This window comes from Paenibacillus psychroresistens (assembly GCF_009728935.1).
In the GTDB taxonomy this organism is placed as follows: Bacteria; Bacillota; Bacilli; order Paenibacillales; family NBRC-103111; genus Paenibacillus_AC; species Paenibacillus_AC psychroresistens.
In genome coordinates, this window is sequence record NZ_CP034235.1 from 4,215,879 (window position 1) to 4,230,552 (window position 14,674).

Consider the following 14,674-nt stretch of genomic DNA (forward strand, 5'->3'; position numbering starts at 1 on the left):
GTTAATCTTTTCGAAATTTATGCATATGCTGGTTCCGCGGAGATCGAATTAGTCTTTTTAACGGAGCACGTACCAGGACATCTCGTAATTCGGAAAAGCGAAATGGAGCTAAAGGAGCCATATAAGGCTGACCCAAGGATCTTAGTGAAACCAAGTGCAGGAATATGAATAATAGTCCGATCATTAAGCCAAAAACGCCAAGTATAGCCGCAAAGACCATCAGGATAAATCTCAAAATTCGTATGCCAATAGCCATGTTGTAGTCAGGTAAAGAGAAGGAAGCAATTCCGGTAAGCGCAACAATTATTATGACAACGGGAGAGGCAATTTTGGCAATTATCGCTGCTTGGCCAATAACTAAGGCTCCGACAATACTTACTGCAGAACCAACAGGCTTAGGAAGTCGGACTCCAGCTTCACGTAATATTTCAAATAAAAATTCCATTAACATAGCTTCGATAAATGTTGGAAACGGAATTCCTTCACGTGAGTCAAGAACGGCAAGCAGCAATACAGTAGGAATCAGCTCTGAATCAAAGTTGGAAAAGGCAATATAAAGCGCAGGCAATGTTAAGGCTAATAAAAAAGTAACCACTCTTAGGATCCGAATTAACGAAGCAAAAACCGTTCTTACGTAATAATCCTCAGGAGATTTAAAAAAATCGGAGAATAAGCCAGGGCATAAAAGAATACCAGGAGTTCCACCAACCAGAACTATAATTTTCCCATCTAATAAAGCAGCAACAGCAACATCCGTACGCTCCGTATATTGGTATTGCGGAAAAGGTGAATAGCTTGAATCTTCAATTAATTCTTCAATATAAGAGCTTTCCAATATTTCATGCTTGATCGCGAGTTCGAAGCGTTTTTTAAATTCGGCCAATGTCTCTGGATTTACAGCTCCAGTTAAATAGCCATAAACCACTTCTGTTTCAGTTTCACCCGCAGCAAAGCATTTATGAATTTTAAACTTTTCGCTTTTCATCCGATTCCGCAGCAAGCCGAGATTTATCGTCAAATCCTCAACTGTGCTGTCGTGTGGCCCTCTAACTACCGACTCATTAATGGGCTCACTAATGGATCTCTTCTCCATGCATATAGAATGAAAGCAAAGTGCTTTATCCCAACCATCAAATATTATTACGACATGGCCATACATTATTTTTTTTACGGCATCCTCCAATTTTTCTACAACTTCCGTCTGTCTTGAAGAAGCACCATTTTGATCAAAAAAAAGGATGACTTCTTCTAAAGTAACCATTGTCGCAGGTCCAATTATTTGCGGGACCAAGTCCTGTAATGCTTTTTTCAAGTAGTTAATTTCTAAGTACTGTATTAGGGATTCACAATAAACGACTAATGCACCAAGCTCAAAATTGGAACCATAGTGATGCAATTGAAAATTAATATCTGAGCAGTCAGCTAGGGTTTGCTTCAACCAATCCTGATTTTCACTTAATTTTTTTGAGATAGGTTCTTTTCCTACTGATTCTGTTGAGTCCATGGATGTCCTCTCTTCTTCAGTATCTCGCTTTGGTTATTATTCCAATAAAAAGCATGGATATGCTAATCCTCGAAGAATATAAGTTAAATCCAGCTATTACTATACATTGCTCACGTTTTTTGATACATTATTCCTATTATCCTGCGGGGTTTCTCGCCTAAAGAACGGAGCTCGAATCTATAATGTCATCCAATAATCTAACATTCACTTCCACAGTCCCCATAGTACCAGCTGCTCGTTTACAACAGCTTCCCGTGCAATTTTTTGCCAGCTTAGTTCAGAAGGCTAATGCCCAAATTGCAGCAGGACATGATGTGATTAATCTAGGACAAGGCAATCCCGACCAGCCAACACCTGCGCATATAGTCAGTAAAATGCAAGAAGCTGCCGCTAATCCGCTTTATCATAAATATCCGCCTTTTAATGGATTTCTCTTTCTTAAAGAAGCGATAGCTAAGCGATACAAGGAAGACTACAATGTGGATCTAGATCCTCAAACAGAGGTAGCTATCCTTTTCGGTGGTAAAACGGGCTTAATCGAAATCAGTCAATGCTTGCTTAATCCAGGCGATGTTTGTTTGGTTCCCGACCCTGGTTATCCCGACTATTGGTCAGGTGTAGCACTAGCAGGCGCTGAAATGGTGTTCATGCCATTAAAGGAAAGTAATCAATACTTGCCAGACTATAGTGCGCTCTCCCCTGCCGACTTAAACAGAGCTAAATTAATGTTCTTAAATTATCCTAACAATCCAACCGGGGCAACAGCTTCGGCAGAATTCTATGACGAGACTATTCGGTTTGCTGAGAAAAATGGAGTTGTGGTTGCAAGCGATTTTGCCTATGGGGCCATTGGTTTTGATGGTGAAAAGCCTGTCAGCTTTTTACAGCAAAAAGGGGCTAAAGAGGTTGGAATTGAATTCTATACTCTATCCAAAACCTATAATATGGCAGGCTGGCGTGTTGGTTTTGCGCTAGGCAATCCAGAAGTCATTCGACTGATAAATCTAATTCAGGATCATTACTATTGCAGCTTATTTGGCGGCATTCAAGCTGCTGCTGCAGAAGCTCTTACTGCTTCACAAGCTTGCGTTACGGATCTGCTTCAAATGTACGAGAATCGCAGAGATGCTCTATATTTGGCTTTATCAACCATTGGCTGGGAAGCAAAGCCTTCAAAAGGTTCTTTCTTTACTTGGCTGCCCATTCCCAAAGGGTACACCTCAAACCAATTTGCAGACTTGGTTCTGCAGGAAGCCAAGGTTGTCGTCGCACCTGGTGTAGGTTTCGGTACCCATGGTGAAGGTTATGTAAGGCTGGCGTTGCTATCCTCTGAAGCTCGTTTAACGGAGGCAGTTGAACGAATTGGCCGCTTGAATTTATTTAGATAGAGGAAGTGTAATTCTCATGCAACAAACCATAGTCATCAAAATTGGCAGCAGCTCTTTAACCTCGGGAGAAGGCGGCTTAAATCGCGAAAAAATTAATTTCTTTGCAAGAGAATTAGCAGCTTTGCAAAAAGCCGGAAATCGGGTTCTATTGGTCACATCAGGTGCAGTTGCTGCAGGCTTTACGACAATCGGCTATTTAAATAAACCAAAAGCTCTACATGAAAAACAAGCCGCAGCTGCAGTCGGTCAAGCACTGCTTATGCAAGCCTACAACGAAGCTTTTCAAAAAGATGGTGTCTCCATCGCTCAAATCCTCTTAACTCGAGCTGATTTTTCTAATCGCCAACGCATTCAGAATGCATTAAAAACCTTGCAGGAATTATTAGCGCATCAAATTATCCCAATCATCAATGAGAATGACACCGTAGCTGTTGAAGAGCTTAAGTTTGGTGACAATGATAACTTATCTGCTTTAGTTGCCAACTTCGTAAAAGCCAATCAATTGATCATTATTACAGATATGGATGGCTTGTATACCGAGGACCCGAGAATTAACCCAGCAGCTAAGCGTATTGAACGTGTGGAGCAATTTAGTGATGAGCTCTACCAAATGGCTGGAGGATCTGGCTCATCCGTCGGGACTGGAGGTATGCGTTCTAAGCTGGAAGCAGCAAGAATTGCCACACGTGGCGGGGTTTCTGTATTCATCGGCAGCGTATTGGAACAAGGAGATTTAACGACTGCTGTTGCTGATTGTGGGAAAGGGACTTATTTTGCACCAGAATCTCACTCCCTTTCCATGAAGAAGCAATGGGTTGGCTACCATTCGCAATCCCAAGGTACGATTTATGTCGATCAAGGTGCTGAAGCAGCTTTAATAATGGGCGGAAAAAGCTTGCTGCCCGCTGGTGTTACCGAATCAACTGGTGAATTTATTCCTGGTGATGTGATTGAAGTTCGCAACTTCGAGAAAAGAATTATTGGTCGTGGAATTGTTAATTACGCAGCTTGGCAGCTTCAAGCCGTTTATGGTTTATCCAGTGAAGAGGTTCAGAAAAGAGTTGAAGTACAACGAATTGAAGTCATACATCGTGATGAATGGATTGCCATTTAAAATATAAATTATGAAGGAGACATAAATATGAGTGAAGTTAGAGAAAAAGCAACGTTAGCTAAAGCTATAACCCCTATGTTGGGCACGCTGTCTACGGCTCAAAAAAATGAGGCTTTGCGTCTGATGGCTGAAGCTTTAGTCGCTGAAACAGATTCCATTATTCAAGCTAACGCTGTGGATCTGGAAAGAGGAAAAACCAATGGTCTAGCCGCTTCCATGTTGGATCGCTTGTCGTTGAATCCAGCTCGCATTGCTGCAATTGCTGAGGGCTTGAAGGAAATTATCATTCTCGACGATCCAATTGGTGACCTGTTGGAAGAATTTGCACGTCCTAATGGTCTACTAGTTCGTAAGGTTCGAGTACCACTCGGATTGATTGGCATTATTTATGAAGCTCGTCCTAATGTGACTGTAGATGCTGCAGGCCTCTGCTTGAAATCAGGCAATGCCGTGTTGTTGCGTGGGGGATCTGATGCTCTTTCGTCCAATAAACGAATTGTTGAGGTACTTCATAGTGCCCTTGCCCTATCCGACATTCCTGTAGATGCTTTGCAGTTAGTGACCAATCCAGATCGGGCTTCCGTCGATGAAATGCTCAAGTTAAACGGTTTATTGGACGTTGTCATTCCACGTGGCGGACATTCCTTAATACAAAATGTCGTGAAGAATGCAACCGTTCCTGTTATTGAAACAGGTGCAGGTATCTGCCATACGTATGCGGATAATGATGCGGATCCAGTAAAAGCCTTGCGGATTGCCATTAATGCCAAAGCTCAACGTCCTTCTGTTTGCAATTCAATGGAAACCTTGCTGTTGCAAGAAGATTTCGCGGAGCGGCATTTACAAGCTTTTGCTAAGGCATTTGCAGAAGTTCATGTGGAATTGCGCGGTAGTGCAAATGTGCTAAAGCTAATCCCTGAAATGAAAGCTGCCACATCAGAGGATTGGGCAACTGAATATAACGACTACATTCTCAACGTGAAGATAGTTGCTGATTTGGACGAAGCTTTAGCGCATATTCGCCAATATGGAACGATGCATTCCGAATGTATCGTCACAGAAAATGCTGCAACCGCGGAAAAGTTCATGCAGCAAATTGATGCTGCAGCCGTTTATCATAATGCCTCTACTCGCTTTACAGATGGCTATGAATTTGGCTTTGGAGCTGAAATCGGCATTAGCACGCAAAAGCTGCACGCACGCGGTCCAATGGGCTTGCCTGCGCTAACCTCAACCAAATATTATGTGCATGGCAATGGTCAAATACGACAATAATGGAAGAAGGCTTCATAAACAATGCCACTTATTTTAGCTACTAAAAAAATTATATTCATTGGCGCTGGCTCGATGGCTGAAGCGATCATTAGCGGATTGCTGCAAAAAGATAAAATTAATCCCACTCAAATTCTAGCACTTAATCGCAGCAACCATGTCAAGCTAGCACAGCTGCAAAGTCAATATGATATCCAGGTTGGTTCCATCGGTGAATTAACCAATGAAACTCTTCAAGCCGCTGATATTGTTGTGCTTGCTATGAAGCCTAAGGATGCGGCACAAGCTATTATTCAATTAAAGACTAAGCTGCATAACAAACAGCTGTTGATTTCCTTAATTGCCGGTTTATCGATTCAGACCATTGAAGCTTTACTGGGTACTTCCTTTCCAATTGCTAGAACAATGCCCAATACATCAAGCTCGATCGGTTTAGGCTCAACAGGATTAAGCTTCTCTGCAAGCGTAGAATCCTCTCAACAAGGATTGGCTACTGAAATTTTCGCATCCGTTGGGGAAGTCTTCGTGATTGAAGAATCGCAAATAGATATTCTTACAGGAGTTTCCGGATGCGGTCCAGCTTACGTATATTATCTAATGGAAGCGATGATTTCAGGTGGAATTCAAGGTGGATTAAGCCCAGAAATGGCTCGAGATTTAACAGTTCAAACCGTGTTGGGAGCTGCTTCAATGGTCAAAGCAACTCAAACAGATCCCGCAATTCTGCGGAAGAATGTCACATCACCCAATGGAGCAACCCAAGCAGCGTTGGAAACGATGGACCACTTCCACTTTACAGAAGGTGTAGAGAAAGCTGTTCTGAGGGCAAGTGAACGAGCAAATGAGCTTGGAGCAATGATCGCTGCAGATGCCATAAAGCTTAACTAAATAATTCTCAAAAGGTGGTACCCTCTAATGAATGATTACTGTTTAGCAACTTATCGCTGCTTTGACGAAAAAGCAGACTTTCATAAAAAAGCTCAAAGTATAGCTGTAGGACTAACGGTTGGCAGCTGGACCGATTTACCTGAAGCGCAAAAAAAGAGTATGGAGCCACACTTAGGTCTCGTTATTGATGTAAAGATTTTCGAACGAGGAGCTAATCCAGCACTCCAAGATCGTTATGCGGACATTCAAATTGCTTACCCCGATGTCAATTTTAGCAGAGATATACCAGCTTTATTGGTTACCGTATTCGGCAAGCTATCGATGGATGGTCGGATAAAGCTGCTTAACCTAAGCTTCTCGCCTGCTTTTTTAGCTGCTTTTCCAGGGCCTAAATTTGGCATACAAGGTGTTCGAAACGCGCTAGATGTTCAGGACCGTCCGCTGTTGATGAGTATTTTTAAATCGGTAATTGGCCATGATGTACAGGGCTTGCGTGAGCAGTTTCTCCAGCAAGCGCTTGGTGGAGTTGATTTAATCAAGGATGATGAGATCCTGTTTGAGAATCCATTAACGCCATTAACTAAACGCGTTGAGATTTGTATGGAAGCAGCTAAACAAGCTGAAGCCGAAACTGGGCAAAAATTACTTTATGCCGTTAATTTAACCGGCTCTACCTCCCGATTGGCTGAACAAGCTGAACGTGCCATTGCTGCTGGAGCTAACGCTTTACTGTTCAATGTGTTGGCTTATGGTTTTGATACCTTGCATGAACTAAGTACAAACCCTAATATATCCGTACCGATTATGGCTCATCCCGCCATGGCTGGTGCTTTTTATCCATCGCCTCATCATGGTGTTTCCGCTTCTCTTTTGCTTGGTAAGCTTATGAGAATTGCTGGAGCCGATTTAGTCCTGTTCCCTTCTCCTTATGGCTCAGTAGTTATGCCAAAAGATGAAAATATGGCGATCAAACATGATTTGCTTACAACCCATTTAGAACAGGATTACATGTATGCTCATACAGAAGGAATTCATTTGGTTCCATCACTTAAAACCAGCTTTCCTGTTCCTTCAGCGGGCATTCATCCAGGTCTTGTCCCGTTGATCCTTAAAGACTTCGGTCATGAAGTTGTCGTTAATGCAGGTGGAGGTGTTCACGGACATCCAATGGGTGCTGCAGCAGGTGGACGCGCTTTCCGCCAAGCTATTGATGCTAATTTAAATGGAAGCACCTTGGTGCAATATGCTGAGGATCATCCTGAATTGCAAGCTGCTATAACTGCATGGGGTGTCAAGGAATGAAGCCTATCGTCCTCTTCTGTGATTTTGACGGAACGATAACACTGAATGATAATATTATTGCGATTATGAAGCAGTTTGACCCTGAGGGCTGGAAAGATATTCTCGATAAAGCTATGAGTCAAGAAATTTCGATTAAACAAACCATTGGGTCGATGTTTGCACTGCTTCCCTCCACACAACAAGAGGAAGTTATTCGTTTTGCGCTAGATAATATGCAAATTCGCCCTGGCTTTGCTGAGTTTCTCAGCTATTGCCGGGAGCAGCAAATTCAGTTCTTTGTCACCAGTGGCGGGATAGATTTCTTTGTTTATCCTACTTTGCTTCCTTTTGGACTTGAAAAAGAGCAGATCTATTGCAATAAAAGTAATTTTGAACAGGCGCAAATTAAAATCGAATGGCCCCATCCATGTGATGAATGGTGCGATCAGGATTGTGGCATGTGTAAGGCAACTCTCATTCGTTCCTATCCTGCTGCTCAGTATACGCGGATTTTGATTGGCGACAGTATTACAGATTTCGCAGGCGCTAAGCTGGCTGACTTCATTTTTGCCCGCTCCCACTTAGCTTCGGAATGCAGTAAATTAGATATGCCCTACTATCCCTATGAAACCTTTTTTGAAGTAATCGAACAGCTAGCGAGTCTTAAAACCACCCTTTAGGAGGATTTCCTTATGTCATCACCTATTACTTTAGAGCAAAAACAACGAGCCTACAGCGAATTAAGCACCATAAAAGCTGATTTTGCTGGAAGAGGCTGGTTTCCAGCAACAAGCGGTAATTTGTCGATCCGTGTAGGTGAGATTGTCGATCAGAAATTCACATTTGCTGTTACAGCAAGCGGTAAAGATAAATCACAATCAACACCTGAAGACTTTCTGCTAGTTAATGAACTGAGCCTGCCTACGGAAGCCACTAACCTTAAACCTTCCGCTGAAACTAAGATCCATAGTGAAATTTACCGTCTAACTGGATGCGGTGCTATTTTTCATATCCATACCGTTTATAACAATCTACTTTCCGAGCTTTGCTGGGAGCAAGGCAGTATTCCAATTGAAGGTGTCGAGCTAATTAAAGCTTTTAACATTTGGGAAGAAGATGCGAGCATTGAAATTCCTATCCTGCCTAACTATGCCGATATTGCAAAAATCGCATCCGGAATCGAAGCTGCTTTAATTCCTCGCATTCCTGGCATTGTGCTGCGTAAGCATGGTATTTATGCATGGGGTGCAGATGCATTTGAAGCTAAGCGTCATCTGGAGGCTTTTGAATATCTATTTGAATATTCCTATAAACTAAACCTCATCCAACGCGCCTCAACTCGAAGACGCTAAACGCAATAAAGGAGCTTCTGCCTGAATAGCAGATAGCTCCTTTTCTTTATAAGATTTAAAACTAGCGGTTTTGCCGGAATTTTTGAGAATGCTCCTTGGCTTGTTCCACCGTAAAAACACGATTGCGACTCCACTCCAAAAGTATTCGATCCAGATAATTAAAGTGGACCTTGCCGGCAAATACGGCTTCCTTTAACGCGGCTAGTATCAGTTCCTCTTTATATTGATCCTTATCCAGCCAATTTGTAACCATTTCTAGCTCCATTGGGGTCAACGGCCGAGCAAATTCACGTTCAATAATACTGAATATATCCTTGCCTTCTTTGGGTTCATCTTTCTTTTTGATCAAATTCTGCTTTCTCATTTCATCGGATATGTATTCAGATAGCTTAATTAATACCCCATCTAAGTCATAACGCTCGTATTGAATGCCAGAAATCGGGTCTATGCGCTCTTCGATGGCAATCCACTGATCTTTAAGCAGCTTCTGCAGAGCTTTAATGACCTGTTCCTGAGACGAAGATAATCGAGCTTGAATCTCTTCAACCGTTGGGAACTCTTTATCCTCTTGGCTTGTATAGGCAATAAGCTGAATGATCAGCATCGCTTCCAAATCACTTAGCTTAAGGATAGAATAAACCTGTAAAAGCATCAAAGGTATATTTACATTCCCCGTCTTCATACCAGCAAGAACTGCCGCTTGCAATTGTTTATCATCGCCTTGCTTCCTCAAAACAGACACCTCATTCTACTTAAATTTCTCGATCATTTAACGAGGCGGTAAGTCTCACGTGCTATCATCAATTCTTCATTGGTTGGAATCACTAGCACTTGAACCTTGGATTGGCTTGTTGATATTCTTCTTTCCTGTGAGCTCCTTACTTGGTTCAATTCCTCATCCAGTTCCACTCCAAAAAAAGTCAGCTGTCTACAAACCGTTTGCCTTAATAATACACTATTCTCGCCTACACCCGCTGTAAAAATCAAAACATCTAATCCATTCATAGCTGCAACGTATGCACCGATATATTTACGAAGCCGATACTCATACATCTCAAAAGCTAGCTTTGCATTCTTATCGCCTTCACCCATGGCTTTCTCTACCTCGCGCATATCACTGCTAATACCTGAAATGGCGATTAATCCACTATGTTTGTTTAGCATCGAATTGACTTCATTCAAGGTCAAATCTTCCTTACCCATCGTATAGGGTACAATTGCCGGATCTAAATCACCGCTGCGTGTCCCCATCATCAAGCCCTCTAATGGAGTCAAGCCCATGCTCGTATCCAAGGTTTGTCCGTTCACAATTGCTGCACAGCTTGCACCATTGCCAATATGACAAGTGATTAACTTTAGCTCATCAAGTGGTTTTTCAATAAATGCGGCTGCACGTCGACTGACATATTCATGTGAAGTCCCATGAAATCCATAACGTCGTACTTTATGCTTGTGATATAACGACATTGGGATAGGATATAAGTAACTTTTAGCTGGCATCGATTGATGAAACGCCGTATCAAAAACAACAACCTGCAGTATCGCAGCGAGGTTGATTTCAATAGCATCAATCCCCATCATATGAGCTGGATTATGCAGAGGAGCAAGATCAAAAAGCTTTTTAATTTCTCGTTTTACTTCGTCTGTTACGATTACAGAGCTAGAGAATACTTCACCACCATGTACTACGCGATGGCCAACCGCATTAATCTCACTAACCGCTCGAATGCTACCATGCTCCTTATGAAGCAGCATTTCCAAGACTTTGCGAATCGCTGTTGTATGATCCAAAATTTCATTTACTTCACGGATTTCAGGCTTTCCGGCCGTTTCATGGGTTAGAATAGCGGTTTCCATGCCAATACGTTCGACTCTGCCTTTAGACAGTACGCTTTCATCCAGCATGCTGTATAATTGATATTTTAAAGAGGAGCTGCCGGCATTAATCACCAGAATATTCATAATCGATCACCATCCTTATCATAACGAAAGAAACCTTTGCCTGTTTTGGCGCCTAAATGGCCTTTGCGGACCATCTGCTTCAATAAGAAGCTTGGTCGGTATTTAATATCACCAAATTCGCGAAACATACGCTCCATAGCCGCATAAACCGAATCTAATCCAAAGCGGTCCGCCATTTCCAAGGGTCCATAATGAAAACCATATCCTACACGCATTGCAGCATCAATATCCTCATCAGTTGCCACCCCTTCCGTTAAGGTATGGATGGCTTCATTGATCAGTGTACATATCAATCGTGTCGTAACAAACCCCGGCGATTCGTAGACCTGAATCCCTCTTTTTTGAATCGTTTGCTCGACGAATTCCCTTGTATTGATATAGGTTTCTTCCGATGTTTTTAGCCCGCGAATAATTTCCACTAACTGAACCTTGGCCACGGGATAAAGAAAGTGCAAACCGATGACTCTCTCCGGCGCCGAGGTTTCATTTGCTAACTCAGTTAAACTTAAAGTCGAGGTATTGCTTGCAAAAACGGCGTCGCTATTGCCATATAAATCAAGTTCTTTGAAAATTTGTTTTTTTGCAGCTAAATCCTCGGTAATCGTTTCTATGATCATGTCGCAATTATCCAGCTGTTTGATTTGATCGGTTTTATGTATTTTAGCTAAAATTAATTTTTTCTCCGTAACGGTAAGCGCCCACTTCTCCATTTGCTTATCCAAGCTCCACTCGATCATTTGAAAGGCTTGATCCAGCTTCTGAGGGGTTTGCTCGACCAGATAGACATCTAACCCTTTGACAGCCAACATTTCTGCTATCCCCTGTCCCATCGTCCCAGCACCTATAACACCTATTCGCATAAATTTCATAACTTCACCCGCTTTGCTGAATTAAATCCAAGTTTATAGCCTTAACACCTATTATGCCTTACCATCATACATTTTTCAGTGATAAAAAGCACTGTTGCCATTTGCAAAAATGTGTCGAATGTCTGCCAAATTAGCCGCTAAGCAGAATACTCTATGAACAAATTTGATAATCAGCTGTAAGGCGGTTTTATCGCTTTACAGCATACGAACACCTCTGAAATTCAGCTGTAAGGCGGTTTTGTGGCTTTACAGCATATGAGCACATCTGAAATCCAGCTGTAAGGCGGTTTTGTGGCTTTACAACATACAAGCAAAAAAGGCATAAGAGAACGATCCTCCTCTTATGCCTCTCAGCACACAGCTAATTAGGCGACCTGCATTAATTCTCTGAATTGATCACCTGAAAGTACTTCTTCCTTAAGCAAAATTTCTAGCGATTGATCAAAAACAAGTCGATGTTGCTCTAAAAGCTCTCTGGTCCGTGCAATTAATTGATCCATAATCGATGCATTCTCAATCATTAACAGCTCTTTACTAATCTGCGAACGATTAACAATTCCTAATGAAGTTAGACCGGAATCGATCATCGTTTCCACCATTTGCAAAGCTTGCTCAAAGTCATTTCTCGAGCCTGTACTGCGACTTCCATAATACATTTCTTCAGCAACTGAGCCGCCTAGAGCAATCATGATTCGTTCCTCTAGAAATGATTTTGTGTAAAGGTATTGGTCTTGCTGAGGATTATGTCGCACGAATCCCAATGCTTGTCCCCTTGGACTTAAGGAAACCTGAGATACAGAGCCTGCTTTAACTAGCTCTGCTGTAATAGCATGCCCTAGCTCATGATAAGCTACACGAACTCGCTCATCCATTGTTGTTTCTCGATCCGATTTTTCACCTAGCATTACTTTATCGATAGCAAGCGATAAATGATGCTGAGCGATGGATTCACTGCTCTCACGCATCGCATAGATTGCCGCCTCATTCATTACACTTTCTAGCTGTGCTCCAGAAAATCCGAACGATTGCTCCGCTATCTTATCCAAGCTTACTTCCTCAGCCAGTGGTTTATTATTCGCATGAATGTGCAGAATATGATTGCGGCCTTTTTTATCAGGCAGATCCACCTGAATATGTCGATCAAAACGACCCGGACGTGTTAAGGCGCTATCCAGCATTTCTTTACGATTGGTTGCCGCCATAATTAAGATGCGGGGAAAGTCATCCGTATGAATGCCATCCATTTCGGTTAACAGCTGATTCAAAGTCTGATCATATTCCCGCTGCTGCCCACCATCTCTTTTACCGCCAATAACCTCAATTTCATCAATAAAAATAATTGCACTGTCTTTATTCTCTTTTTGAGCACGAGCTCTTGCATCTTTAAACAAATCTCTAACGCGGCTTGCTCCTACACCAACATACATCTCAACAAATTCACTACCTGAAGCAGCCATAAAAATCGAATCCGAATAATGGGCAGAAGCCTTAGCCATCAGCGTTTTACCAGTGCCTGGAGGACCTGTCAGAAGAATGCCCTTAAGTGGACGAATCCCAAAACGCTTAATATCATCTGGTTTAATTAAAAAATCCAGAGCTTCCTGCAATTCTTTTTTAGCACGATCCTGTCCACCAATATCAGAAAAACTCAAATAGGCTGGAGTACGCTGCTTGCCTTTGCGTTCACTCCCTACCTTGAGCCCACCACGTGAACGGGTCATCACCAGCAAGGTTGCACCAACCGCACACATAAATAGAATAGGAACAACATTAATCCCAATATACCCAAGAAAAATAAGCAGCACAGGTACAATACCAATCGCAATTTCCTTGCCATATTTACTCATTTGGCCACACTCCCATTTGTGCAGGCGTTCGGGGCAGGATAACGTATTTACTATGCTCCCCGTCAGTCAATCGGACATAAACATTGGTTTCGTCCATCTCTGTCATAACTTTTAAGCCTGGAATTTCTTGATCTTGTGCTTTCAGAACCTGTGGAATATCTGCGTAGTGTTTAGTATCCATAGCTTGTGCAACATCAAATAAGGCGGTAGACCACCATTGCTCCAATTCTGGAGACGTTTGACTCTCTAAGTTAAGCTTAAGCTCACGATTGCGCAATAACGAAGCACCTTCCTTCGAGATAGTCGAATACAAATTACGCAGATCAGCATCTTTATTCAATTTCAAATCTATCGAAACCTGACTATTATTAATATTAGTTGAAACCTGATTGACACCCTGAACACCAAGAATGACGTCTTTTATCGGATTTTCCACGACATTGTTTTGATAGAAGTACCAGCCGCCGAATAACAAGGCTGAAGAAGCCGCAACAGTAATGAGAATAGGTATAAAACGTAGCTTCATTATTCACGCTTCCTTTCTGTGTATCAATTTAGGTATATTGAGAGTATATCACATCGTATATCAACTAATGGGATGCAAAGTGTGGAAATTAATAAGACACCGCCTCTTCAGCAGTGTCCCATTCATACAAATGTATATATAACTTATAGTTTATCTCAACCATTTTACATCATTTGCTTATCACCGAGATTGTAGGTATCTAATAAAAAGCCATCTTTAAAATCAATATAATCATAATAGTACGTTTGTCTCCCTGATTCACCAGGTTTTTTATAATATAATTCCCAAACAAACTTATCTTTAAATTTACCTGGCATGACGCGCATCAGCTTAGCAGTTGGTTCCTTTTGAGCAAATTGCGCTAGCAAGTCCTTATCCTTTAAGCCTTCCGACACATATTCCGTGTGAATTTCCTCATCACTGATCCAGACAATCAACTTCTGGCCAACAGCATCTTCCCCATATACAATTTTGAAGGTTTGGTCATTAATGAATGTATCGACTTTAGTAGCTTTGGCCATAATCGTCTTCTTATAAGCCGTATCCACTGCTTCGCTTTCTTCAGACCAAGCTCCAGCTTGAATGGTTTGAAAAAATTGCGCTAACCCAAACAGCAACAAAGCAAAAACAACAATGACACCCATTACAATGATTTTCTTATTCCACATAGC

Annotated in this window: 14 protein-coding genes; 7 read left to right on the plus strand and 7 right to left on the minus strand. The window is 42.0% G+C overall.

Annotated elements, in window-relative coordinates; translation table 11 throughout:
* Position 1: 1 nt before the first annotated feature.
* Entirely contained in the window at positions 2–1,504 is a 1,503-nt protein-coding gene (locus tag EHS13_RS19100) for a spore germination protein (protein ID WP_155701894.1), read from the minus strand.
* Positions 1,505–1,686: 182 nt separating this feature from the next.
* Here EHS13_RS19100 and EHS13_RS19105 point away from each other — a divergent pair, with 182 nt between their 5' ends.
* The 7 genes from EHS13_RS19105 to mtnB are packed head-to-tail and all read left to right on the plus strand — an operon-like array spanning position 1,687 to position 8,799.
* Positions 1,687–2,892 (plus strand): pyridoxal phosphate-dependent aminotransferase, encoded by a 1,206-nt coding sequence (locus EHS13_RS19105; RefSeq protein WP_155701896.1) that lies wholly within the window; start codon positions 1,687–1,689, stop codon positions 2,890–2,892.
* A gap of 16 nt (positions 2,893–2,908) precedes the next feature.
* Positions 2,909–4,006: a glutamate 5-kinase gene (gene proB / locus EHS13_RS19110; RefSeq protein ID WP_155701898.1), complete on the plus strand. Its 1,098-nt coding sequence runs from the start codon at positions 2,909–2,911 to the stop codon at positions 4,004–4,006.
* A 27-nt stretch (positions 4,007–4,033) separates the two neighbouring features.
* The gene (locus EHS13_RS19115; RefSeq protein WP_155701899.1) at positions 4,034–5,281 is read left to right on the plus strand and encodes a glutamate-5-semialdehyde dehydrogenase; all 1,248 of its coding nucleotides are present in this window, start codon (positions 4,034–4,036) and stop codon (positions 5,279–5,281) included.
* Between the two features lie 21 nt (positions 5,282–5,302).
* On the plus strand, positions 5,303–6,166 hold the full coding sequence (gene proC / locus EHS13_RS19120; RefSeq protein WP_155701900.1) for a pyrroline-5-carboxylate reductase: 864 nt from the start codon (positions 5,303–5,305) through the stop codon (positions 6,164–6,166).
* 27 nt (positions 6,167–6,193) lie between these two features.
* Positions 6,194–7,468 (plus strand): 2,3-diketo-5-methylthiopentyl-1-phosphate enolase, encoded by a 1,275-nt coding sequence (locus EHS13_RS19125; RefSeq protein ID WP_155701902.1) that lies wholly within the window; start codon positions 6,194–6,196, stop codon positions 7,466–7,468.
* Positions 7,465–8,127 carry a 2-hydroxy-3-keto-5-methylthiopentenyl-1-phosphate phosphatase gene (locus EHS13_RS19130; RefSeq protein ID WP_227013436.1) on the plus strand — a complete coding sequence of 221 codons (663 nt, stop codon included), beginning with the start codon at positions 7,465–7,467 and terminating at the stop codon, positions 8,125–8,127. Before EHS13_RS19125 ends, EHS13_RS19130 begins: the two co-directional genes overlap by 4 nt.
* Positions 8,128–8,139: 12 nt before the next feature.
* A complete protein-coding gene (gene mtnB / locus EHS13_RS19135; protein ID WP_155701904.1) occupies positions 8,140–8,799 on the plus strand; it encodes a methylthioribulose 1-phosphate dehydratase in 660 nt (219 codons plus the stop codon).
* 61 nt (positions 8,800–8,860) lie between these two features.
* Here the strand turns inward: mtnB and EHS13_RS19140 are convergent, their stop codons facing one another.
* The 6 genes from EHS13_RS19140 to EHS13_RS19165 form a co-directional block, all read right to left on the minus strand.
* Positions 8,861–9,541 carry a DnaD domain protein gene (locus EHS13_RS19140; protein WP_319633382.1) on the minus strand — a complete coding sequence of 227 codons (681 nt, stop codon included), beginning with the start codon at positions 9,539–9,541 and terminating at the stop codon, positions 8,861–8,863.
* Positions 9,542–9,564: 23 nt separating this feature from the next.
* A complete protein-coding gene (locus EHS13_RS19145; protein ID WP_155701906.1) occupies positions 9,565–10,761 on the minus strand; it encodes an acetate/propionate family kinase in 1,197 nt (398 codons plus the stop codon).
* The gene (locus tag EHS13_RS19150; protein ID WP_155701907.1) at positions 10,758–11,630 is read right to left on the minus strand and encodes a 3-hydroxyacyl-CoA dehydrogenase family protein; all 873 of its coding nucleotides are present in this window, start codon (positions 11,628–11,630) and stop codon (positions 10,758–10,760) included. The genes EHS13_RS19145 and EHS13_RS19150 overlap by 4 nt, the downstream gene beginning before the upstream one ends.
* A 365-nt stretch (positions 11,631–11,995) precedes the next feature.
* The gene (locus EHS13_RS19155; protein ID WP_155701908.1) at positions 11,996–13,477 is read right to left on the minus strand and encodes an AAA family ATPase; all 1,482 of its coding nucleotides are present in this window, start codon (positions 13,475–13,477) and stop codon (positions 11,996–11,998) included.
* Entirely contained in the window at positions 13,470–14,003 is a 534-nt protein-coding gene (locus EHS13_RS19160) for a hypothetical protein (RefSeq protein WP_155701910.1), read from the minus strand. The genes EHS13_RS19155 and EHS13_RS19160 overlap by 8 nt, the downstream gene beginning before the upstream one ends.
* Positions 14,004–14,167: 164 nt before the next feature.
* Entirely contained in the window at positions 14,168–14,671 is a 504-nt protein-coding gene (locus tag EHS13_RS19165; RefSeq protein ID WP_155701911.1) for a cell wall elongation regulator TseB-like domain-containing protein, read from the minus strand.
* Between the last annotated feature and the right edge of the window lie 3 nt (positions 14,672–14,674).